A 21,728-nucleotide genomic window follows, 5' to 3' on the forward strand; every position below is an offset into this window, starting at 1 on the left:
CCTTTCGGCGGCGCGGGCCTGCAGTAGACTGCGCTCGGGATGGCCTGGAGGGACGGCCGGGCACGTCCACCACCAGGTACGCATCCAGGGATCAGGGCATGGGCCGAACATCTTCCGGGGCCGTCGGGCTGCTGTGCACGCTGCTGTGCGTGCTGGCCGGCCTGTGCGCCGCCCTGCCCGCGCAGGCGCGCGAGACGCTCGTGCTGTCCGGCGGCGACGCGGTCGTCGGCATCAACCCGTACCTGGGCTACCTGCACGATGCCGAGGGCGGCCTCGACGCCGGCGATGTCGAACGCCTGCAACGCGCCGACGGCTTCACGGCGGTGCCGCCGGGCAAGAACTCCTTTGGGTTCCAGTCCGGCGCGTACTGGTTCCATGCACGCGTGCGCAACGCCGATTCCCCCACCACGCGCTGGCTGCTCGTGCAGCAATACGCGCTGAGCGACGAGATCGAGATCCATGCCCGCTATCCCGACGGGCGCTGGATGACCGCCGCGAGTGGCGACCACCGCCCCTTCCAGTCGCGCGCGATCCGCTACCGGCACCCCAACTTCTGGCTCGAACTGCCGCCCGGTGCACCGGTCGACGTGTACGTGAGGATCCAGAGCGAGAGCTCCATGCAGATCCCACTGAGCCTGTACACGCCTACTGCCTTCGCCGAGGCCTCGCGCGATGCCCAGTTCGCCATCGGCCTGTATTACGGCATCCTCCTGGCCCTGTTCTTCTACAACCTGGTGCTGTGGCTGACCACGCAGGACTCCAGCTACTTCTGGTACGTCTTCCACCTCACCGCCTTCGGCCTGGTGCTGTTCACGCTCAACGGCCTGGGCTTCGAGTACCTGTGGCCGCACTCGCCGTGGCTGGCCGACAAGTCGGTGCCGTTGTCGATCTGCCTGGCCCAGGTGGGCGTGCAGCAGTTCGCGCGCAAGTTCCTCGACCTGGGAAACCGCTGGCAACGCGGCGACCGCGTGGGCCTGCTGCTGATCGCGGCGTTCGCCCTGCTGGGCATCGCATCGGCCTTCCTGCCCTACCGGATCTCGGTGCCGATCGCCTCGGCGGGCGTGTTCATCAGCACCGGCTGGGTGGCGGTGGAGGCGATCGTCGTCCTGCGGCGCGGCTATGCCCCGGCCAGGATCTTCCTCGCCGCCTGGGCCGCCTTCCTGGTCGGCACGGCCATGTTCGCCGCGGTGGCCTTCGCCCTGCTGCCCAAGACCTTCGTCACCGAGTACGGCGTGCAGATCGGTTCGGCGCTGGAGATGCTGCTGCTGTCAATCGCGCTGGGCTACCGTTACGCCTCGCTGCGCAACGAGAACGAGCGGATCATCCGCGACGGCAGGCAGCAGTTGATGCACGAGGTGAAGGCGCGCACGAGCGAGCTGCAGGACGCGCTGTCGCAGCTGGGCGATGCGCATGCCCGCCTGCGCGAATCCAGCCAGCGCGATGCGCTCACCGGCCTGTACACGCGCCGCCACTTCCACGAACGCCTCCCTGCCCTGCTGCAGGAGGCCCGTGCCCAGGCGGCGCCGCTGTCGCTGCTGATGGTCGACCTGGACCATTTCAAGTCGATCAACGACGAGCACGGCCACCTGGCCGGCGACAGCTGCCTGCGCTGGGCCGCGCGCGTGCTGGCAGGCACCCTGCGTCCCGCGCATGCGGTCATGGCGCGTTTCGGCGGCGAGGAGTTCGTCGTCGCCCTGCCAGGCCACGACCTCGAGGCCGCCACCGGACTGGCGGAAAAGGCGCGCCAGGCCCTCGCCGGCAGCGCCTGCGACTCGGCCGAGACGCCGCTGCGCATCACCACCAGCATCGGCGTGCACGAGGTGGACCTGGCCAATGACGAAGGCATCGACCAGGCGCTTGAACGCGCGGACCGCGCCCTGTACCGGGCCAAGTCCGACGGCCGCGACTGCGTCAGGACCGCCGGCGAAGCGCTGCCAGGCTGAGGGGCGGTCAGGCGTCCACGCTGCGCGCGGCGGCGAGGACCGTGCCCTCCGCGACCAGTCGCACGGCCATCGCGACCTCGCCATCCATCGCGCGGTCGCGCTCCAGGAACGGGATCGACTCGCGGATCGCCGCGTGCGCGGCGGCGACCGCGCGCCCGGGGCGGAACTCCTCGGAACCGGCCAGTTCCCCGCGCAGGCCCTCGACCTCGCGCAGGAAGGCCTCCCGCGCGGCCGCGTCGGTCGCCGGCAGGCCCGCCACCTTCGCGGCGAGGTCCCCGGCATCGCCCCGGCGCGCCAGCTCGCGCGCGGCATTGATCATGTCGCGGCGCAGGTCCAGCGCCTGCGCGGCGGTGTACAGCTCCAGGCCCAGCACCTTGCCCAGGTCGGCGACCATGGCCAGCACGTGGCGCGCTTCGTTCGCGCCCATCGACACGTGGTCCTCGGCGTTGGCACTGGTCGGGATCGAGTAGACCGAGGTCGGCATCGCCCGGCTGCAGAGGTCGTTGACGATGGCCGCGGCCGTGTACTGCACGATCATGTGGCCCGACTCGGTCGCATCCTCGTTGCCGATCAGGAAGCCCGGCAGGCCGTCGTTGGTCGCCGGGTCCACGAGCTTGTTGAGGCGGCGCTCGGAGATGCTGGCCAGCACCGGGATCGCGGCCTTGACGTAGCTCATCGCCAGCGCCAGCGGCATGCCGTGGAAATGGCCGGCCGAGATCACCTGCTGCTCGACGTGCTCGGCTTCGGCATCCGGGAACACGATCGGGTTGTCGGTCAAGGCGTTGAGCTCGACCTCCAGCACGCGCGCGGCCTGCGCCGCAGCATCGCGCACCGCGCCGTGCACCTGCGGGATGCAGCGCAGCGAATAGCTGTCCTGGGGCTGGTGCTTCTTGCCGCCGCGGAACGGCCGGAACCGGGTGTAGAACTTCTCGCGGCCGTGGCGCTGGTCCAGGGGCACCCAGTCCCAGCCGATGTCGAAACGCAGCGCCTGCGCTTCGGGCGTGGACCAGCTGCTGGGAAACCAGGGACGGAAGCGCGGCACCAGGTGGTACGGGATGTCCGACAGCGTGGAGCCATCGAGCAGGCGCCGCAGGTTGGATGCGACCTGCACCTGCCCGGGATGCGGCCGCAGCGCATGGACCTCCTCGGCGAACGCGCCGAGGCGTCCGGCGAAGGCATCGATGCTCATCGCCGCGGCCAGGTCGGCGGTGTCGAGCAGTTCCTCCAGCCGGTGCAGCGCGAGCACGCCGCAGGCAAGCATCTGCGCGGTGCCGTTGTTCAGCGCCAGGCCTTCCTTGTACGAGAGCGTGACCGGGGCCAGCCCGGCGCGCGCCAGCGCGTCGGCGCCGGCCATGCGCTCGCCCTCGAAGAAGGCCTCACCGCCCCCGAGCAGGACGATCGCCAGGTGCGACAGCGGCGCCAGGTCGCCCGACGCGCCGACCGATCCCAGTTGCGGGACCACCGGCACGACGCCGGCATTGAGCATCGCCACCAGCGCCTGCAGCGTCTCGACCCGGATGCCCGAGTGGCCGCGCATCAGGGTGTTGATGCGGATGCAGAGCATCGCGCGGACGATCTCGGGCGCGAACGGCTCGCCGACGCAGACCGCGTGGGTCACGATCAGGTTGCGCTGCAGTTCCTCGTGCAGGGTCTCCGTCGACGCCGCCTCGCCCGGCAGGGCCTCGCGCAGGCGGTGCGCGCCCAGCAGGCGGTCGGCGTTGCTGCCGAAGCCCGTGGAGACACCGTAGATCGGCTCTTCGCGGCGGACCTGCTCGGCCAGGAAGGCCGCAGCCCGTTCCACGGCCGGCAACTGCGCGGCGGAGAGCTCGACGTGCGCGCCATACGCCACGTCGACCAGTTGGGCCCGGGACAACGAGCGGCCATCGAGCAGGATCGGCTTCATCTTGCGTGTTCTCCTGGGTGGACTGCCACCCTCGCCGGCGATCGCGATCGACCGCCCGCGCTTGCTTGGAAGGCCGCCGGGCCACGCGGGCCCGGCGGTGGAAGCCCGCCGCGCCGGCGCCTGCTGGCAGCGCCGGCACGCGGGCCGTGTGTCGTCAGCGCCCGGACAGGGCGCGGCTCTGCTCGAGTTCGACGCGCAGGCTTCGCGCCAGTTCCTCGCGGGTGACCTCGAACTGCATCTCGCGCTTGAGGTCCTTGACCGCGACCACGCCACGCGCGCGCTCGTCGTCGCCCGCGAGCACCACGAAGCGGATGCCCGCGCGCGAGGCGTACTGGAACTGCTTGCCGATCTTGCGCGGCTCCATCTGCACCTCGGTGTTGATGCCGCCGGCGCGCAGGTGGCGGGCGATGTCCAGTGCGTCGGCCAGCATGTCGCCGTCCATCAGCGCGACCATGGCCTCGACGGTGCTCTCGGCGACGTCGATCACACCCGCCTCGCGAAGCTGCCAGAACAGCCGGGTCAGGCCGATCGAGATGCCGACGCCGGGCAGCTTCGACTTCGTGTAGTGGCTGGCCAGGTCCTCGTAACGGCCGCCCGAGCAGATCGAGCCGATCTGCGGGTAGTCGTCCAGCGTGGTCTCGTAGACGGTCCCGGTGTAGTAGTCCAGGCCCCGGGCGATGGAGAAGTTGAGCGCATAGTGCGACTCGGGCACGCCCAGCGCCCTGACCAGCTCCAGCACCTCGCGCAGCTCGGCCACGCCACTGCGGATCGCGTCGTTGGCATCGGGCAAGGCGTCCAGGCGTGCCATCGCGTCGGCATGCGAGCTGGAGCGCACTTCCACGAACGCCAGGATGCGGTCGACCACGTCGGCGGCCAGCGCGAAGCCTTCGCCCTCGAGCGTGGCGCGCACGTGGTCGGCGCCGCGCTTGTCGAGCTTGTCGACCTCGCGCAGCACCAGCGCCTGGCGCTCGGCATCGGCGATGCCCAGCGACTCGAAGAAGCCGCGCATCAGCTTGCGGTTGTTGAGCTGGATGGTGAACTTGCCGATCGCCATCTCCGAGAAGACGGCATGGATGACGGCCGGCATCTCGGCGTCGAAACGCACGCTCAGCGCGTCCTTGCCGATCACGTCGATGTCGCACTGGTAGAACTCGCGGAAGCGGCCGCGCTGGGCACGCTCGCCGCGGTACACGCGCTGCATCTGGTAGCGGCGGAACGGGAAGGCCAGCGCGTGTTCGTGCTCGGCGACATAGCGCGCCAGCGGCACGGTCAGGTCGAAGCGCAGGGCCTGCTCGGGGCGGCCGCCGTCGGCCTTCTCCAAGGCGCCGGTGGACTGCACGAAGTAGACCTGCCGCTCGGTCTCGCCACCGGACTTGGTCAGCAGGATCTCCGACAGCTCCATCACCGGGGTCTCGACCGGAAGGAAGCCGAAGCGCTCGAAATTGCGACGGATCGTGTCCAGCAGGCGCTGGAAGGCGATCTGCTCGGGGGGCAGCAATTCCATCACCCCGGGCGGGGTGCGGGGCTTGATTGGCTGACTGGCCAAATGCAGGACTCCTGTCGGGGGCTGGCTCGACGTGGCGAGGGCGTGGCGAGTTGTGACGCTAGCCCTGCAGTTTACCGGCTGTGGCCGGCCCGCCCCAAGAACATGAAGGAAATCGCCGCAGGCTATTGCCTCCCCCGGGAGCGGTGGCTACAATGGCCCGCTCTGCTGTCGGGGTGTAGCTCAGCCTGGTAGAGCGCTACGTTCGGGACGTAGAAGTCGCAGGTTCAAATCCTGTCTCCCCGACCAACGGAATTCATTCCCCAGGAAGCCGGCCTCGCGCCGGCTTTCTGCGTTCCGGCCCCCGGATCCGGCGTACACGCCCGCCTCTCCCATGCGAAAACGGCCCGCCCGCGCGATGCGGGTCGGGCCGTCGGGTCACCGCGGCGCGGGTCGCCTCGTCAGGCCACGCGCGATTCCGGGTGGCGCACCTGGCCGTCGCCACGGACCACGTAGCGTTCGATCGTCAGCGATTCCACGCCCATCGGCCCGTAGGCGTGCAGGCGCGTGGTCGAGATGCCGATCTCCGCGCCCAGCCCCAGCGCACCGCCATCGTTGAAGCGGGACGAGGCGTTCACCATCACCGCCGAACTGCGGGTACCGCGCACGAAGGCCGCGGCCGCGGCCGCGTCCTCGGTGACGATGACCTCGGTGTGGTCCGAGCCATGCCGGTCGATCTGGGCGAGCGCGCCGTCGAGGTCGTCGACGACCTGCATCGACACCACCAGGTCGAGGAACTCGGCGCCGTGGTCGGCCTCTTCGGCCGGCACCACGCCCTCGGCCGCGGCCACGGTGCGCGGGCAGCCGCGGACTTCGACACCCTTGCCCCGAAGGGTGGACACCAGCCGCGGCAGCAGGTCGTCGACCAGGTCCTGGTGGACGAGGATGCCTTCGAGTGCGTTGCACACGCCCGGGCGGCTGGTCTTGCCGTCCACCGCCAGGTCGATCGCCTTGGACGGGTCGGCGGCGCGGTCCACGTAGAGGTGGCAGACGCCCTTGTAGTGCTTGATCACCGGCACGCGCGCGTGCTCGGCGACGAAACGGATCAGGCCTTCGCCGCCGCGGGGGATGGCCAGGTCGACCAGGTCCGACAACTGGATCAGTTCCATCACGTGCTCCCGCGCCGTGTCGGTGATCAGCGATACGGCGGCTTCGGGCAGCCCCTTCTCGCGCAGCGCGGCATGCAGGCAGCCGGCGATCGCGGCGTTGCTGGAACGCGCTTCGGAACCGCCGCGCAGCAACACGGCATTGCCCGCCTTCAGGCACAGTGCAGCGGCATCGGCCGTCACGTTGGGCCGGGCTTCGTAGATCATCGCGACCAGGCCCAGCGGCAGGCGCTGGCGTTCGATCACCAGCCCGTTCTCATGGGTCTGGCTGCGGGTCACCTGCCCTACCGGATCGTCCTGGGCAGCCACTTCGCGCAGGGCATTGGCGATGCCAGCCACGCGCGCTTCGTCGAGCTTGAGGCGATCGAGCATGGCGCCCTTGACGCCGTTCTCGTGCGCACGCGCCATGTCCTCGGCGTTCGCCGCCAGGATCGCGTCGCTGCGCGCGTCGAGTTCCGACGCCATGCGCTCGATCAGGGCCCGTCGCCCCTCGCCGTCCAGGGCGGCGATGGCGTGCTGGGCCGTGCGGGCCTTCACGGCCAGGTCTCGGACGTATCCGCTCATGCATTCTCCTCGGTGTTGAGCAGCACGAGGTCGTCGCGGTGGATCACGGACTCACCGAAGGTGAATCCCAGCACGGCTTCGATCTCGTTGCTGTGGCGGCGCACGATGCGCCGCATGTCGGCGGCGCCGTATTGCGCCAGGCCGCGCGCCAACGCCGGCCCGCGGGGCTGTTCGTTGACGACTTCGATGACGTCGCCGCGGCGGAACTCGCCTTCCACGCGGACCACGCCGCCAGGCAACAGGGACGCACCGCGCCGGTGCAGGGCCGCGGCGGCACCGCCGTCGACCATCAGGCTGCCGCAGGACGGCGCATGGCGCAGCCACTGCTTGCGCGCGGTCAGCGGGTCGGACTCGGCCATCAGCAGGGTGCCGTGCAGGCGTCCATCCGACAGGGCGCGGATGACGTCGGCGTCGCGCCCGCAGAACAGCACCGTGGGGATGCCGGCGGTCGAGGCCTTGGATGCGGCCTCGAGCTTGGTCAGCATGCCGCCGGTGCCGAGCTCGCCCGGGTCGCCGGAGGCCGCGAGTAGCAGCTCGTCGGTGACGCGGTCGACTTTCAGGATCGGCGCCGCGGACGGCTCGTACTTGGGATGCGCGGTGTAGAGCCCGCCGATGTCGGTGGCGATCATCAGCAGGTCGGCGTCGACCAGCGAGGCCACCGCGGCGGCGATGTTGTCGTTGTCGCCCAGGCGCAGCTTGTCGATCGCGACGGTGTCGTTCTCGTTGACGATCGGCAGCGCACCCACGCGCAACAGCTCGCGCAGGGTGTTGCGCGCATTGAGGTAGCGGCGCCGGTTGAGCATGTCGTCGTGGCTCAACAGCACCTGCGCGGCGGGGATGCCCGTCAGGCGCTGCCAGAACGACACCAGCGTCGCCTGCCCGAGCGCAGCGAGGGCCTGGCGCTGGACGGGACCGCTGTTGGTGGACTCGATCCGGCGACGGCCGGCAGCGACCGCGCCGGAGGACACCAGCACCACCTCACGGCCCTGCGAGCGCGCCTCGATGATGAAGCGCGCCAGCACCGCCGCGTAGCGTGGATCCAGCCCGTCCTCGCTGGGCAGCTTGTCCGTGCCGGCGAGCAGGCTGCTGCCGACCTTGAGCACCGCGCGCTTCCAGTTCGGCAGCGGTTGCGCGGCGAATACCGTCTGTTCCACGCTCATCGCAAGGCCTCCCATCGCTGCTTCAGGCTGTCCAGGCGCAGGGCGCCGGCGGCGCCGGGCGATACGCGATCGTCCAGGCTGCGTTGCGGGTCGCCCTCGGCCCAGCGCGCCGGGTCGGCGGCTTCGCGGTAGGCCTCGCGGAACGGCATGCCGTCGCGCGCCAGCGACACCGCCAGGTCGGTCGCGTACATCGAGGGCTCGAGCGCGTCGCGCATGCGCCCGGGTTGCCACTCCAGGTTGCGCAGCAGGTCAGGCAGCAGGGCCAGCGCGCCCAGGCCGCGGCCGAAGGCGTGGAAGATGGCGCCCTTGGAGAACTGCAGGTCGCGGTGGTAGCCCGACGGCAGCGACAGCAACTGCTCGATCTCGGTGCGCGCCGCCGCGGCAGCGGCGTAGCTGGCGCGCATCAGCTCGATCACGTCCGGATTGCGCTTGTTGGGCATGATCGAACTGCCGGTCGTGTACTGCGAAGGCAGCTGCACGAAACCGTACTCGGCGCTGGTGAACAGGCTCAGGTCCCAGGCCAGCCGGCGCACGTCGAGCAGCGCCGAGCACAGGGCCTCGATCGCGGCCATCTCGAACTTGCCGCGCGACAGCTGCGCGTAGGTCGCCGACACCTGCAGGCGGCCGAAGCCCAGCGCGGCGGTGGTGTGGTCGCGGTCCAGCGGCAGGTTGACGCCATAGCCCGCGGCGCTGCCGAGCGGATTGGCGTCGACCCAGTCGTGGGTCTGCGCGGCGCGCACGGCGTTGTCGATGAAGCCTTCGGCCCAGGCGCTCCACCACATGCCAAGCGAGGAGACCACCGCCCGCTGAAGGTGGGTGTAGCCCGGCAGCGGCACGGCCTGCTCCACCTCGGCCCGCGCCAGCGCCACCTCGGCGCATTCGCGTGACAACGCCGCCACTTCCGACAGCTTTTCCTTCAGCCACAGGCGCGTGGCGACCAGCACCTGGTCGTTGCGGCTGCGCCCGGTGTGGATCTTCTTTCCGGTGTCGCCAAGGCGCTCGACCAGGCGCGCCTCGATCGCGGAGTGGCCGTCCTCGTGGCGGTCGTCGAGGATGAAGCGCCCGGCACGGAAATCATCGGCCAGCGCGTCCATCTCGGCGCACAGGCGTTCGAGTTCGTCGGCACCCAGGATGCCGATGCGCTGCAGCCCCTCGGCATGCGCGCGACTGGCCTGGATGTCGAACAGGAAGAATTCGCGGTCGAGGACGACGTCCTCGCCGGCAAGGAATGCCTGGATGCGCGCGTCGACCTTGACGCCCGGCTTCTGCCACAGCAGTGGACTCATTCAGCAGTTCTCCAACACGGGGATGCCCGTCATTTCGTCCAGCCCGAAGACCAGGTTGAGGTTCTGCAACGCCTGCGTCGCCGCGCCCTTGAGCAGGTTGTCCTCGGTGGCGACCACCACCAGGCGACGACCGTCCGCGGATACCGCGAAGCCGCCGATGTCGACATGGTGCCGCTGCGCGATCGCGCTGACCCACGGGGCTTCGTCGACCACGCGCACGAGCGGCTCGCCTGCATAGCGCTGGCGATAGCGCGCCATCACATCGCCCCGCTCGACCGGTGCGGACAGCGGCAGGTTGGCCGTGATGGTCAGGCCCCTGAAATGCGGTGCTACATGTGGAAGGAAGTGGATCGGGTGACCCAACTGACTGGAAACCTCGCGTTCGTGGACATGCCCCGTCAATGCGTAGGGCATCAGGTTGTTGCGTAAGGCGTCGGGATCGTTCTTGTCCGACGGCGTGGTGCCTGCACCCGAATAACCGGAGACACCGAAGCACTGCACCGGCCCGTCGAGATACGCGAGCATCGGTGCCACGGACAGTTGCATCGCCGTGGCATAGCAGCCCGGATTGCTGATCCTGCGCTGGCCGCGGTAGCGGCCTCGGGTCAGTTCCGGCAGCCCATAATACCAGCTTTCGTCGAACCGATAATCCGCGGACAGGTCGATGATGACCGGATCGGCGGCGACGCCGCGTGAAACCGCATCGTCGAACGCGTCCACGCACAGCTTCGCCTTGCCATTGGGCAGGGCCAGCACCACCGCGTCCGCGCCGAGCGCTGGCAAGGCCTCGTGCGAGGGCGAGCAATAGCGCAGCTCGCCCGTGTAAGTGTCGATGTGCGCGGCGACGGGCTGCCCGTCGAGTTCGCGCGACGACACGTACGCCAGTTCGAACGCGGGGTGCGCGGCGAGCAGGCGGATCAGCTCGGCGCCGACGTAGCCGCGCGCGCCGACGATGCCGACGGTGATGCCCATGTCAGTGTCCTCCCATGGCGGCGTGCCGCGCCAGCCGTGCGGCGAGGTGCCGCTTCACCGCGGGCCATTCGGATTCGATGATCGAGAACACGACGGTATCGCGGTAGCTGCCGTCGTCCAGCCGCTGGTGGTTGCGCAGGATGCCGTCCTGCTTGGCGCCGAGTCGCGCGATCGCCTCGCGCGAGCGCTGGTTGAACCAGTGCGTTCGGAACTCCACCGCGATGCACCGCCATGCCTCGAAGGCCTGCGCCAGCATCAGCGCCTTCGTCTCGGTGTTGGTCGAGGTGCGCTGCGCGCTGGCGGCGTACCAGGTGTACCCGATCTCGACACGCCGGTTGCCGGCATCGATGTTGCAGAAGCTGGTCTGGCCGAGGACGCGGCCATCACCCCGGCCGACGACGACGTAGGGCAACTGCTGCCCCCGCGCCCGGCGATGCAGGCAGGCCTCCACGTGTTCGGTCATCGCCTCCGGTCGCGGCACCCCGGTGTACCACAGCTCCCACAGGCGGCCGTCGGCGCAGGCGCGGGCGAGGCCCCCGGCGTGGTGGGCCTGCATCGGTTCAAGGCGCACGCCCTCGCCTTCCAGCAGCGGCGCCTCGTGCATGTGGGCGGGGACATTGGCGGTCATGCCTGCGCTCCCGTCGCCGTCCGGTCGTGCAGGGTCACCGGGCGCGTCGCGCAATGCGCCACGCAGCGGCCGATCGCATCGAAGCCGTCCATGCCGTACCAGAACACGCGCCACTTGCCCTGCCGCAGGCAACCGTCGGATTCGGAGTGGTAGAACGCGTTGACCGGATTGCCGTTGCGCGAGCGCCAGAACAGGCTGGGATTCTGCTCGTGCATGACCTGCCAGACCGCGCGTCCGAGGCCCTCGCCCTGCGCATCGTCGAGCACGGCGAACTTGTCGAGGTAGGTCCCTGCGTCCTCCGCGGTCAGGATCACGGCGGCACGGTAGTTCTCGCTGACGTAGGCGCGGTGCAGGCGCGTGGTGTCGAAATAATCGGGCACCAGCTCGCGACCGAAGGCCGACTCGATCAGGCCGCGCAGGCGCGGCAGGTCCAGTTCGTCCCAGCTCGAGACCTGCAGGACTCGCTCGCCGCGCCGCACCAGCGTACCCGAGCCCTTGTGGGTGAACAGCTCCTTCGCCAGTTCGGAGGGCTTGGTGATCGAGACCGAGGACGTCAGCGGCAGCGAATCGAGCAGGTCCTTGATCTGCTCGATCTTCACCTTCATGCCGCCGTTGACCCAGGGTTGCGCGACGAGGTGCTCGTACTCGGTGGTGAGGTTGATCGAATCGATCACCTTGCCGCGCTCGTTGAGCAGCCCCCCGGTGCCGGTCAGGAAGACGATCTTGTAGGGCTGGAGCATCTGCACCAGCTCGTTGGCGGCGAAGTCGGCGTTGACGTTCAGGATCTGCCCGCCGACGGTCTCGCCCAGGCTGGCGATCACCGGGATGGAACCGGCCTTCAGGCTGGCCTCGATGGGTGCCAGGTCGACGCGCTTGACCTCGCCGACCATGCCGTAGGTGTCGCGGTCCAGGTATTCGGCCTCGAACACGCCCGAGACGATGGAGGTGGCGCGCGCGTCGAAGGCCTGAAGCGCTTCGACCAGCTTCAGGTTCTGCGCGTGGAACACCCGGCGCACGATGGCCAGGGCCTCCGGCGAGGTGACCCGCAGGCCATCGACGGTGTGCTTCTCGATGCCCGCCGCGGCGAGTTCGCCGTCGAGCTGCGGGCCCGCGCCGTGGATGACGATCGGGGTCAGGCCCACGTCCTGCAGGAAGGCCAGCGACGAGGTGAGCGCGTCGAGGTCGTCGCGCAGGACCGCGCCGCCGACCTTGACCACGGCGAAGCGCTTGGCGTCGAGCTGCGAGAAGCGCTTGAGGTACTGCGAGATCTCCTTCGCGCTCGCCATGCTGGACAGCAGGCGGACGATGGTCTGCCGTGTCTGGATGTCGCGGCTGTCTTCGCGGATGTCGTTCATGGCGATGTTCAAGTCGGTCGCCCGGTATCAAGGATGCGGATGATGGATTCGGTGTAACGCTGGAGTTGCCGCAGCTCGACCCATTCGTCGGCCGTGTGCGCCTGCGCGATGTCGCCGGGCCCGTACACGAAGGCCGTCAGTCCCGCCTGGGAGAACAGCGAGGCTTCCGTCCAGAAGTCGACCACGTTGCCGATCGGCAGGCCCAGCTCGTCGGCCAGGTCACGCGCCTCCAGGCGCTTGCGTTCGGCGTCGGCGACGTCGCCACCGGGCAGCGAGGGACCGCGGAACGTTTCCTCGTAGTGCGCCAGTGCATCGGGGTCGGCGAAGCCGCGGAAGGTGTCGTGCAGGCCGTCGATGGACATCGAGGGCAAGGGCCGGAAACCGAAGCGCAGCTCGGCGCTGGGCGCGATCATGTTGGCCTTGATCCCGCCCTCGACCCGGCCGATGTTGAAGCGCAGCCCGGTCAGGCCGCCGAAGCGCTGGTGGGCCTGCGCCTCGACATGGTCCAGCGCGCGGCCGCCCCAACGCATGGCCTGGTGCAAGGCACTGGCCTGCATGGCGTTGGCGCCGGAAGCGTGTCCGGCCATGCCCTTGAACTTCATCAGCACAGAGCTGATCCCGCGGTGCGCCAGCACGGCCTCGCAACCGGTGGGTTCGGCGATGATCGCCTCGCGGAAGCCATGGTCGCGGGCGAGGAACGCGGCGATGCAGCGCGGATCATTCGCTTCCTCGTCGGTACTGAACAGGAACGCGGCGTCGCCTTCCGTCACCGACGCGGCGGTCAGCAGGCCGGCCGCGGCGCCCTTGATGTCGCAGGCGCCCAGCCCGATCGCACGGTCGCCCTCCACGCGCAGCACGTGCGGGTCGGCCGACCATGCCTCGGACGACGGCACGGTGTCGAGGTGGACGTTGAACACCCGCGTGGGCGTGCCGCGCACGGCGAGCATGGAAACGGCCCCGGCGCCATGGTCGACGACTTCGATGTCGAAGCCGTCCAACTGCGCGCGCAGGTAGTCGAAGATGCCGCCGGTGCCGATCTCGCGCGGGGGGTTGCGCGTGTCGAACCCGACCAGGGCGTCCAGGTGCTTGAGGGTCTTGGCCAGCACGTCGTCGCGTCCTCAGTCCTTCGCCGGGCCGCGGTTGATCTCGGCCCACAGCGTGCTGCTCATGCCGAACAGCTTGATGAAGCCCTCGGCCTCGGCCACGCCCCAGTCGGCGGCCTGCGCATAGGTCGCGCCCTTGGCATTGAGGATGTGGGGCGACTCGATCGCGACCGCGTTGACGATGCCACCCGAGGTTTCCAGCGTGACCTCGCCATTGACCGTCGACTGGCTCGACGCGAGGAACGCCTCGAGGTCGGTCTTCAGGGGGTCATGGAAAAAGCCCTCGTAGACCAGCTCGACCCACTTGCGCGCGACGTCGGGCTTGAAGCGGTTCTGCTGCTTGCTCAGCACCGCTTCTTCCAGGGCGCGGTGGGCGGTCAGCAGCGCGAACAGGCCGGGGGCCTCGTACACGATGCGGCCTTTCAGGCCGATGGTGGTGTCGCCGGTGTACAGCCCGCGGCCGACGCCATAGGCCGCGAACAGGCCGTTGAGCCGTGCCAGCATCGCGTGGCCCGCGATCGCCTCGCCATCGAGCGCGACGGCCTCGCCGTTCTCGAAGCGGATCTTCACCCGCAGCGCCTCGGCCGGCCATTCGGCGCGCGGCTTGCACCAGCCCCGCGCGCCCTCGCCCGGCGCCTGCCAGCGGTCGATCTCGCCGCCGGAGAGCGTCACGCCCAGGAGGTTCTCGTTGATCGTGTAGGCCTTCTGCTTGGCACGCACGCCGAAGCCGCGCTCTTCCAGGTAGGCTTGTTCGTAGGCACGGACCTCGGTGTGTTCCTTCTGGATCTCGCGGATCGGCGCGATGATCTCGTAGTCGCCCAGCGCCTTGACCGCCAGGTCGAAGCGGACCTGGTCGTTGCCCATGCCGGTGCAGCCGTGCGCGATCGCGCGCGTGCCCAGCTCCTGGCAGCGCTTCAACGCCGCCTCGACGATCAGGTAGCGGTCCGACACCAGCAAGGGGTACTGGCCCTGGTAGCCCTCGCCCGCCCAGACGAAGGGCTTGACGAAGCCCGACCAGATCGCCGGTCCGCCGTCGACGGTGACGTGCGAGGCGACGCCCAGTTCATCGGCGCGCTGCTCGATGAATGCGCGCTCCTCGGCATCGACGCCGCCGGTGTCGGCGAACACCGTGTGCACGTTCCAGCCCCGCTCCTGCAGGTAGGGCACGCAGAAGCTGGTGTCGAGGCCGCCGGAGAAGGCCAGGACGATGTCCTTGGCGCCGTGATTCGGGATTCGGGATTCGGGATTGGCAGGAGCGGTTTGCTGCGGCATGGGAGCGTCCAGGAATTTCGGAATGAAGGGATCAGTTCAAAGCGGGGGGCGTGGTCGGAGGGTCACGCAGCAACGATCACGAATCACCAGCACCCACCAGCGCGGCCATCACCGCTTTCTGCACGTGCAGGCGGTTCTCGGCTTCGTCGATGGCGATGCAGTTGGGGGAGTCCATCACCGCGTCGGTCGCCTTGACGTTGCGACGCAGCGGCAGGCAGTGGGAGAACACGCCATTGTTGGTCAGCGCCATCTTGGCTTCATCGACGATGAAGTGCTGGTACTGGTCGCGGATGGGCTTTTCCGGCCCCCAGTTGCCGAAGTACGGCAGCGCGCCCCAGCTCTTGGCGTAGACGACGTCGGCGCCGGCATACGCCGACTCGATGTCGTGGCTGACCTGCAGGGAGCCGCCCGACTCGGCGACGTTCGTCGCGGCCCAGTCCATGTAGCGCTCGTCGAGCACGTACTCGGGGGTCGGACACAGCAATGTCACGTCCATGCCCATGCGGGTGGCGATGGTCAGCGCCGAATTGGCCACGGCGGTATTGAGCGGCTTGGGGTGGTAAGTCCACGTGAGGACGTACTTCCTGCCGCGCAGGTCGGCCGTGCCGAAGTGCTCCTGCAGGGCCAGCGCATGCGCCAGCTCCTGGCAGGGATGGGTGATCGTCTCCATGTTGATCACCGGCACTGGCGAGTACTTCGCGAAGCTCTTGAGGACGATGTCCTCGCGGTCGTAGGCCCAGTCGACGAACTTGGGGAAGGCGCGCACGCCGATCAGGTCGACGTAGCGGCCGAGCACGCGGGCGACCTCCGCGATGTGTTCTTCGGTGTCGCCGTCCATCACGGTGCCGAGGTTGAACTCGATCGGCCATGCATCCTTGCCCGGCTGCAGCACGACCGCGTGGCCACCGAGCTGGAACGCGCCGAGTTCGAAGCTGGTCCGCGTGCGCATCGACGGATTGAAGAACACCAGGGCGATCGAGCGACCCTTGAGCTGGTTGCCCAGCTTGCTGCGCTTGAACTCGGACGCCTGCACCAGCAGCGCGTCGAGGTCCGGGCGGGACCAGTCCTGGGTATTCAGAAAGTGCTTCATCGCGGGTTCCAGAAGGGGGCGCCATGCCGGCGCCGGTCGGAGGGTTGCCGGGCCAGAAAGCAGAAAAGCCCAGCGGTCAGGCTGGGCTTTTCTCGTGTCACCCGTTCGGGGGGCGACTCCAGAAACAGGCGATGACGCCTACCCAGCCGGTGTTGGCGGGTACGGTCGACGCGCGCGCGAGGTCATGCCCGCCGCCATCCAGGCGGAGGTCAGAACGTCGGCGTCGGCGTAGTGGCGGCTCATCAGGACGCGAATGCTCGCATGCCGCCGGGCAGCACGCAAGCGACCGAAATCTCCACGCGGGGGCACGGCCGGTTCAAGGCCGCTCGACGCTGGTGGCCACGGGCGTGATCGAGACCCGGATGCGGAGCCGGTTGCCGGGGTCCTCCGGCAGGCGGGAGCGGAACTTGGCCCCCTTGTAGAGATAGTCGACGTCGTAGGCGATCGGGCGCTGGAACTCGCGCTCCACCGGGACCGAGCGGCAATTGGCCGTCGTGGCGGCCCCTGCATCCTCGTCCGCTTCGTCGTTGCCGCGGGTGAACACGTCCTTCACCGCGCCGACCATGCGCGACAGGCGGGAGTCCCCCTCGTCCTCCGGGCGCGGCGTCTGGTCGCACCTCTCCTCGACCCGCGTCGCCGTCAGGGTCTGGTACACCGGCGTGACCCGCAGCACCTGCGCGTAGTCGTAGCGGACGTTCTCGGCCTGGATGACGACACGGTCCTGGGCAAACACCGGGACGGACAGGGCCGCGACCAGCAGGAGGCATGGCAGGGGGAAGAGACGGATCATCGCGCTCGCAGGGTCGTATCTGTTCAAAAATTGTAAATGCTCGGCCCGCCGGTGGGGTGAACCTGTGCTGTCGTCGCGGACGGCAATCGCCGGCACGGGCAGCGGCCCTCGTCCCTCCAACGCAGTCGGGGCGCCAGCCAGGCCGTGCAAACCGCTAGAATGGCGCGAACCCAAGACCGCGTACCCATGAGTCTGCATCTCTACAACAGCCTGACCCGGCGGGTCGAAGCCTTCTCGCCGGCCGATCCGGCGCGTACCACCATGTACGTCTGCGGCCCCACGGTCTACAACTACGTCCACATCGGCAACGGCCGCGGGCCCGTGGTGTTCGGGGTACTGGCCGACCTGCTGCGGCGCCGTTTCGGCACCCTCGCCTACGCCCGCAACATCACCGACGTGGACGACAAGATCAATGCCGCGGCCGCCGAACAGGGCGTGCCGATCTCGGTGATCGCCGAGCGCTTCACCCGCGCCTATCGCGAGGACATGGCGGCGCTGGGCGTCGCGCCGCCGGACCTGGAACCCGCCGCGACCGACCACATCGGGCAGATCATCGAAATGATCTCCACCCTCATCGAGCAGGGCCACGCGTACGCCGCCGAGGGCCACGTCCTGTTCGCCGTCGACAGCTTCGACGGCTATGGCAAGCTCTCGCGCCGCGAACTCGAGGACATGCTGGCCGGCGCCCGCATCGAGGTCGCGCCCTACAAGAAGAACCCCGGCGACTTCGTCCTGTGGAAGCCTTCCACCGACGCGCTGCCGGGCTGGGAGTCGCCGTGGGGCCGCGGCCGGCCGGGCTGGCACATCGAGTGCTCGGCGATGGCGGCCGCCCACCTGGGCGAGACGATCGACATCCATGCCGGCGGCGTCGACCTGCAGTTCCCGCACCACGAGAACGAGGTCGCCCAGAGCGAATGCGCCCACGGCGGCAAGCCCTTCGCGCGCTTCTGGCTGCACAACGGCATGCTCAACTTCGACGGCGCCAAGATGTCCAAGTCCGTCGGCAACATCGCCCGGATCCACGACCTCGTCCGCGCGCATCCGCCCGAGGCCCTGCGCTACGCGCTGCTGTCGGCGCACTACCGGGGCCCGCTGGACTGGTCGGACGCGCTGATCGAGCAGAGCGTGCGCACCCTCGACCGCCTCTACGGGACCCTGCGCGACCTGGCCGGCATCGAAGCGGCGCCGGCGATCCCGGCCAGCATCGAAGCCGCGCTCGACGACGACCTCAACACGCCCAAGGCGCTCGCCGAGATCGCCGCCATCGCCAGCCAGGCGCGCGCGTTGCTGGCCAGTGGCCGGGGCAGCGAGGGGCTGCCGGCGCTGAAGGCCGACCTCCTGGGCGCCGGCCTGGCCCTGGGGTTGCTGCAGCAGGATCCGGCCGCGTGGTTCGCACGCGGCGCGTCGGTCGAGGACGATGCGCGCATCCAGGCGCTGGTCGACGAACGCGTGGCGGCGAAGCAGTCGCGCGACTTCGCGCGTGCCGATGCGATCCGCGACGCGCTCGCCGCCGAGGGCGTCGTCCTGGAGGACACGCCACAGGGCGTACGCTGGGTCAGGCGCGCATGACCGGGCCCGTCCCGGTCCCGCTCCCAGGAGTCTGCGTCGATGACTGACACGCCCCTGCCCCACACGCCGTTCCCGCTCGAGGCCACGCCCGCCGACGCGCAGGCCGCGATCCGCGACGAGTTCGCCTTCTTCGGCGACTGGTCCGAACGCTACCAGTACCTGATCGACCTGGGCCGCAAGCTGCCCGCGCTGCCGGACGACTGGAAGACCGAGACCCACCGCCTGCACGGTTGCCAGTCGATGGTCTGGATCGTGCCGCAGGGCGACGCCTCGCGCCTGGACTTCCACGCGATCAGCGACTCGGCGATCGTCTCGGGCCTGATCTACCTCGCCCTGCGCGTCTACTCCGGGCGCAGCGCGCGCGAAATCGCGGAGACCGACGCCGATTACATCGCCGACATCGGCCTGGCCAAGCACCTCTCCCCGACCCGCAGCAACGGCCTCGCCTCGCTGCTGGCGTTCATCCGGGCCGAGGCCGCCCGGCACCTGTGACCGCGCCGGCGCCCACGGCCTGGGCGCTGCTGCGCAATCCCGGCTTCAGCGGCCTGCTGGTCTATCGCCTGCTGGCGATGCTGTCGTACCAGATCGTCGCGGTCACGGTGGGCTGGCACATCTATGGCCTGACCCGCGATGCATTGGCGCTCGGCCTGGTTGGCCTGGCCGAAGTCGTTCCCTACATCGGCATGGCGCTGTTCGCCGGCTACGCCGTGGATCACTTCCCGCGCCGCAAGCTGGGCATGTTCGCCTGCCTGGGCCTGTGCGCGACCACGCTGTGGCTGGCCGGCGTCTCCAGCGGCCACGTGCCGGCCTGGGGCACGGCCGCCATTTACCTGGCGGTCGCGCTGAACGGGCTCGTCCGGGCCTTCCTGACCCCGGTCTACATGGCCTTGTTCGCGCGCGTGCTGCCGCGGGAACAGTTCGCCAAGGGCGTGGGCATCGGCAGCGTGGCCATGCAGGCCGGCCTGGTGGTCGGCCCGGCGCTCGGCGGGCTGCTGATTGCGTGGGGCGGGACCACCCGCGCCTACCTCGTCGCGGCGGGCCTGGCAGCGCTGGCCGCGTTGGCGGTGCGCCTGCTGCGCGCGACCGAGCCCGTGCCGCCCAGCCAGCGTGAGCCGATCTTCCGCAGCATCGGCGCGGGGCTGCGCTTCGTCTTCGGCCACCAGGTGGTGCTGGGCGCGCAGGCACTGGACATGTTCTCGGTGCTGTTCGGCGGCGCGGTCGCCCTGCTGCCGGCCTTCGTCACCGAGGTGTTCGAGAGCGGGCCCGAGGCCCTGGGCATCCTCCGCGGGGCCCCGGCCGCGGGCGCGGTGCTGATGGCGCTGTGGCTGGCGCGCCACCCGCCCGACCGGCACGCCGGCCGCCTCCTGCTCGGTGCGGTCGCAGGCTTCGGCCTGTGCATGATCGCCTTCGCGCTGTCGCGCGAATTCTGGCTCTCCGTGGTCCTGCTGGGCCTGTCGGGCATGTGCGACAGCGTCTCGGTGGTGATGCGCAGCACGATCCTGCAACTGGCGACCCCGGACGCCATGCGCGGGCGCGTCGCCGCGATCAACGGCATCTTCATCGGTTCGTCGAACGAACTGGGCGCCTTCGAGTCGGGCGTCGCCGCGCGGCTGCTCGGACTGGTCCCGTCGGTGGTGTTCGGCGGCAGCATGACGCTCGCCGTCGTCGCCGTCACCGCCCGCTGGGCACCACGCCTGCGCCGGCTGCAGTTGCGCGACCTGCACTGAACCCAACGTCGGCGCGCCACGCCGTGCGCCAACGAAAAAGCCCGGCCAAGGCCGGGCTTGTCCGTGCCCGGTCGCGGACGACCGGGCGCGAGGCGTGCACGGACGGGCTCAGTCGCCCATCTGCTTCTGCAGGTGCTCCCAGCGCTCCTGGGCGTCGATGGTGCGCTCGGCGGTCAGGCGCGCCTCCAGGCGCTCCAGGCCGATCTCTTCGCCGGTGTCGGCGCAGAAGCCGTAGTCGCCGCTGTCGACGCGCTTGAGCGTGCTGTCGATCTTGCTGATCAGCTTGCGGTAGCGGTCGCGGGTACGCAGCTCCAGCGAGTTCTCGGTCTCGCGCGTGGCGCGCTCGGCTTCGTCGCCGACGTCACGCACTTCTTCCTTGAGGTTCTCGATGGTCTGCTTGGATTCCTCGACCAGGTCCGCACGCCACTGCAGCAGGCGCTGGCGGAAGTATTCCAGTTGCAGCGGACTCATGTACTCCTCGTCCGCCGAGGGCTTGTAGCCGGCCGGGAGGATCGGACGGCCGGTGGCATCATCTGTTTTATAGGGCACGACTTTATACTGCGTCTTGGGGGCGGGGGCGGGCGGTCGCGCCGCCACCGCCACGGCTACTTTTCCGACCGGTCGCTTGGCCACGGCCTTCGCGCTCCGGGTCGGGGTGGAGGGGGTAGGCGCGGTCCTTGTGGCCGGACGGGCCGCCGGCTTCTTGACCACGCTGGTCCGTGCAGGCGCTGCCTGCTTCGGCGCCGGCTTGCTGGCCGCCGGCTTGGCCGGTGCCTTGGGTGCAGGGGCCTTGGCCTTCGCTGCCGGCTTGGTGGCCTTGGGCGCGGGCGCCTTGCTGGCGACGGCCTTCTTCGCCGGCGCCTTCTTCGGTGCCGGTGCCTTCTTGGCCGGTGCCTTCTTGGCCGGCGCTTTCTTCACGGCGGCCTTCTTCGCCGCTGCCTTCTTTGCAACGGGCTTGCTGGCGACCGCTTTCTTGGCCGGCTTGCTCGAGGCTGCCTTCTTTGCGACGGGCTTCTTGGCGACAGCCTTCTTGGCCGCGGGCTTCTTTGCGGCTGGAGCGGCCTTGCCGGAAGCAGGCTTGGCGGGCTTCTTGGTGGCCTTGGCGGCCTTGGCGGGTTTCTTTTTCACTGCCACGGGCGACTTGTCCTGTTGAGGTTCCCTTGTGACGGGAAAGCGCGCTGTTATACCCTGCCACGGCTACTGCGGCAACCGCGACACCCGCGGGTTTCCGCCCCAAGGATCCGTGATCGACCGCCTCCTCATCGCCCTGCTGCGTCTCTACAAACGGTGGATAAGCCCGTTGCTGGGGCCTCGTTGCCGTTTTTACCCCAGTTGTTCGGAGTATGCGATGGAGGCCATCGGGCGGTTCGGGGCCCTCAGGGGCAGCTGGCTGGCGGCCCGCCGCCTCGCCCGTTGCCACCCGCTGCATCCCGGCGGCCACGATCCGGTGCCACCCCGCCCCACGCATGCCCCTCCGACCCAGGACGCCCCGCCTTGCCGTCATCCACACGAACACTGATCGTCAACGCCCGCCGGGCCATCGAAGGCCGTGAATGCGAGGGCGACCAGGGCGAGGCCTGCTGCGCCACCCTGGTTTCGCGACGACACTGCATGGTCGAGCTGGTGGTCGCCCGATGACGCACCGTCGCCCGGGTTTCATCGCACGCGCTTCGGCCGCCGCCCTGCTGGCCGCCTGCGCCGCGGCGCCGGCGCAGAA

Annotated in this window: 19 protein-coding genes and 1 tRNA gene; 7 read left to right on the forward strand and 13 right to left on the reverse strand. The window is 69.6% G+C overall.

All coding sequences use genetic code 11. The features are described 5' to 3' along the window. The first annotated feature begins 98 nt into the window (after window positions 1–98). Window positions 99–1,943 carry a sensor domain-containing diguanylate cyclase gene (locus FKV25_RS10885; RefSeq protein ID WP_141518829.1) on the forward strand — a complete coding sequence of 615 codons (1,845 nt, stop codon included), beginning with the start codon at window positions 99–101 and terminating at the stop codon, window positions 1,941–1,943. Window positions 1,944–1,950: 7 nt separating this feature from the next. Here the strand turns inward: FKV25_RS10885 and FKV25_RS10890 are convergent, their stop codons facing one another. Then, window positions 1,951–3,846, reverse strand: coding sequence for an HAL/PAL/TAL family ammonia-lyase (locus FKV25_RS10890; protein ID WP_141518830.1), 1,896 nt, complete (start codon window positions 3,844–3,846; stop codon window positions 1,951–1,953). A 154-nt stretch (window positions 3,847–4,000) separates the two neighbouring features. Continuing rightward, window positions 4,001–5,392, reverse strand: a complete 1,392-nt coding sequence (hisS, locus tag FKV25_RS10895) for a histidine--tRNA ligase (RefSeq protein ID WP_281286226.1) — start codon at window positions 5,390–5,392, stop codon at window positions 4,001–4,003. A 169-nt stretch (window positions 5,393–5,561) separates the two neighbouring features. On the opposite strand from hisS, the gene FKV25_RS10900 reads away from it, so the two are divergent. Continuing rightward, a tRNA-Pro gene (locus FKV25_RS10900) sits at window positions 5,562–5,638 on the forward strand. A gap of 152 nt (window positions 5,639–5,790) precedes the next feature. Here the strand turns inward: FKV25_RS10900 and FKV25_RS10905 are convergent. The 10 genes from FKV25_RS10905 to FKV25_RS10950 form a co-directional block, all read right to left on the reverse strand. Further along, a complete protein-coding gene (locus FKV25_RS10905) occupies window positions 5,791–7,059 on the reverse strand; it encodes a glutamate-5-semialdehyde dehydrogenase (RefSeq protein ID WP_141518832.1) in 1,269 nt (422 codons plus the stop codon). Continuing rightward, complete coding sequence (gene proB, locus FKV25_RS10910) at window positions 7,056–8,219, reverse strand: glutamate 5-kinase (RefSeq protein WP_141518833.1); 1,164 nt, start codon at window positions 8,217–8,219, stop codon at window positions 7,056–7,058. Before proB ends, FKV25_RS10905 begins: the two co-directional genes overlap by 4 nt. Next, window positions 8,216–9,505 carry an argininosuccinate lyase gene (gene argH, locus FKV25_RS10915; protein ID WP_141518834.1) on the reverse strand — a complete coding sequence of 430 codons (1,290 nt, stop codon included), beginning with the start codon at window positions 9,503–9,505 and terminating at the stop codon, window positions 8,216–8,218. The genes proB and argH overlap by 4 nt, the downstream gene beginning before the upstream one ends. Beyond that, window positions 9,506–10,477, reverse strand: coding sequence for an N-acetyl-gamma-glutamyl-phosphate reductase (argC, locus tag FKV25_RS10920; protein ID WP_141518835.1), 972 nt, complete (start codon window positions 10,475–10,477; stop codon window positions 9,506–9,508). It abuts the gene before it with no gap. Between the two features lies 1 nt (window position 10,478). Further along, the gene (locus FKV25_RS10925; RefSeq protein WP_246072058.1) at window positions 10,479–11,105 is read right to left on the reverse strand and encodes a GNAT family N-acetyltransferase; all 627 of its coding nucleotides are present in this window, start codon (window positions 11,103–11,105) and stop codon (window positions 10,479–10,481) included. Next, entirely contained in the window at window positions 11,102–12,460 is a 1,359-nt protein-coding gene (locus FKV25_RS10930; RefSeq protein ID WP_141518836.1) for an acetylglutamate kinase, read from the reverse strand. Before FKV25_RS10930 ends, FKV25_RS10925 begins: the two co-directional genes overlap by 4 nt. An 8-nt stretch (window positions 12,461–12,468) precedes the next feature. Beyond that, window positions 12,469–13,566, reverse strand: a complete 1,098-nt coding sequence (locus tag FKV25_RS10935; protein ID WP_141518837.1) for an acetylornithine deacetylase — start codon at window positions 13,564–13,566, stop codon at window positions 12,469–12,471. A 12-nt stretch (window positions 13,567–13,578) separates the two neighbouring features. Then, a complete protein-coding gene (locus FKV25_RS10940; protein WP_141518838.1) occupies window positions 13,579–14,835 on the reverse strand; it encodes an argininosuccinate synthase in 1,257 nt (418 codons plus the stop codon). Window positions 14,836–14,911: 76 nt separating this feature from the next. Beyond that, on the reverse strand, window positions 14,912–15,925 hold the full coding sequence (locus FKV25_RS10945) for an N-acetylornithine carbamoyltransferase (RefSeq protein ID WP_141518839.1): 1,014 nt from the start codon (window positions 15,923–15,925) through the stop codon (window positions 14,912–14,914). Window positions 15,926–16,241: 316 nt separating this feature from the next. Further along, complete coding sequence (locus tag FKV25_RS10950; RefSeq protein WP_425462627.1) at window positions 16,242–16,715, reverse strand: hypothetical protein; 474 nt, start codon at window positions 16,713–16,715, stop codon at window positions 16,242–16,244. Window positions 16,716–16,901: 186 nt separating this feature from the next. On the opposite strand from FKV25_RS10950, the gene cysS reads away from it, so the two are divergent. Genes cysS through FKV25_RS10965 form a run of 3 tightly spaced genes read left to right on the forward strand, consistent with a single transcriptional unit; the run spans window position 16,902 to window position 20,011 of the window. Beyond that, complete coding sequence (gene cysS, locus FKV25_RS10955; RefSeq protein ID WP_141518840.1) at window positions 16,902–18,284, forward strand: cysteine--tRNA ligase; 1,383 nt, start codon at window positions 16,902–16,904, stop codon at window positions 18,282–18,284. A 54-nt stretch (window positions 18,285–18,338) separates the two neighbouring features. Further along, window positions 18,339–18,776 (forward strand): SufE family protein, encoded by a 438-nt coding sequence (locus FKV25_RS10960; RefSeq protein ID WP_170218618.1) that lies wholly within the window; start codon window positions 18,339–18,341, stop codon window positions 18,774–18,776. Beyond that, window positions 18,773–20,011, forward strand: a complete 1,239-nt coding sequence (locus tag FKV25_RS10965; protein ID WP_141518842.1) for an MFS transporter — start codon at window positions 18,773–18,775, stop codon at window positions 20,009–20,011. The genes FKV25_RS10960 and FKV25_RS10965 overlap by 4 nt, the downstream gene beginning before the upstream one ends. 108 nt (window positions 20,012–20,119) lie before the next feature. On the opposite strand, the gene dksA is transcribed toward FKV25_RS10965, so the two are convergent. Next, on the reverse strand, window positions 20,120–21,145 hold the full coding sequence (gene dksA, locus FKV25_RS10970; RefSeq protein ID WP_141518843.1) for an RNA polymerase-binding protein DksA: 1,026 nt from the start codon (window positions 21,143–21,145) through the stop codon (window positions 20,120–20,122). 109 nt (window positions 21,146–21,254) lie between these two features. On the opposite strand from dksA, the gene yidD reads away from it, so the two are divergent. Together yidD and FKV25_RS16270 are read left to right on the forward strand one after the other, a co-directional pair. After that, entirely contained in the window at window positions 21,255–21,530 is a 276-nt protein-coding gene (gene yidD, locus FKV25_RS10975) for a membrane protein insertion efficiency factor YidD (RefSeq protein ID WP_141518844.1), read from the forward strand. Next, window positions 21,506–21,649: a hypothetical protein gene (locus FKV25_RS16270; RefSeq protein ID WP_170218617.1), complete on the forward strand. Its 144-nt coding sequence runs from the start codon at window positions 21,506–21,508 to the stop codon at window positions 21,647–21,649. Before yidD ends, FKV25_RS16270 begins: the two co-directional genes overlap by 25 nt. Window positions 21,650–21,728: the final 79 nt, after the last annotated feature.

Source organism: Marilutibacter aestuarii, from assembly GCF_006546775.1.
Lineage (GTDB): Bacteria > Pseudomonadota > Gammaproteobacteria > Xanthomonadales > Xanthomonadaceae > Marilutibacter > Marilutibacter aestuarii.

What these genes read in the sequence shown, in the direction of transcription:
- FKV25_RS10885 (WP_141518829.1), top strand. Translation starts at nt 99, where the DNA reads ATGGGCCGAACATCTTCCGGGGCCGTCGGGCTGCTGTGCACGCTGCTG.
- proB (WP_141518833.1), bottom strand. Translation starts at nt 8,219, where the DNA reads ATGAGCGTGGAACAGACGGTATTCGCCGCGCAACCGCTGCCGAACTGG.
- FKV25_RS10890 (WP_141518830.1), bottom strand. Translation starts at nt 3,846, where the DNA reads ATGAAGCCGATCCTGCTCGATGGCCGCTCGTTGTCCCGGGCCCAACTG.
- FKV25_RS10925 (WP_246072058.1), bottom strand. Translation starts at nt 11,105, where the DNA reads ATGACCGCCAATGTCCCCGCCCACATGCACGAGGCGCCGCTGCTGGAA.
- FKV25_RS10950 (WP_425462627.1), bottom strand. Translation starts at nt 16,715, where the DNA reads ATGATCCGTCTCTTCCCCCTGCCATGCCTCCTGCTGGTCGCGGCCCTG.
- argH (WP_141518834.1), bottom strand. Translation starts at nt 9,505, where the DNA reads ATGAGTCCACTGCTGTGGCAGAAGCCGGGCGTCAAGGTCGACGCGCGC.
- argC (WP_141518835.1), bottom strand. Translation starts at nt 10,477, where the DNA reads ATGGGCATCACCGTCGGCATCGTCGGCGCGCGCGGCTACGTCGGCGCC.
- FKV25_RS10930 (WP_141518836.1), bottom strand. Translation starts at nt 12,460, where the DNA reads ATGAACGACATCCGCGAAGACAGCCGCGACATCCAGACACGGCAGACC.
- FKV25_RS10945 (WP_141518839.1), bottom strand. Translation starts at nt 15,925, where the DNA reads ATGAAGCACTTTCTGAATACCCAGGACTGGTCCCGCCCGGACCTCGAC.
- FKV25_RS10905 (WP_141518832.1), bottom strand. Translation starts at nt 7,059, where the DNA reads ATGAGCGGATACGTCCGAGACCTGGCCGTGAAGGCCCGCACGGCCCAG.
- FKV25_RS10940 (WP_141518838.1), bottom strand. Translation starts at nt 14,835, where the DNA reads ATGCCGCAGCAAACCGCTCCTGCCAATCCCGAATCCCGAATCCCGAAT.
- cysS (WP_141518840.1), top strand. Translation starts at nt 16,902, where the DNA reads ATGAGTCTGCATCTCTACAACAGCCTGACCCGGCGGGTCGAAGCCTTC.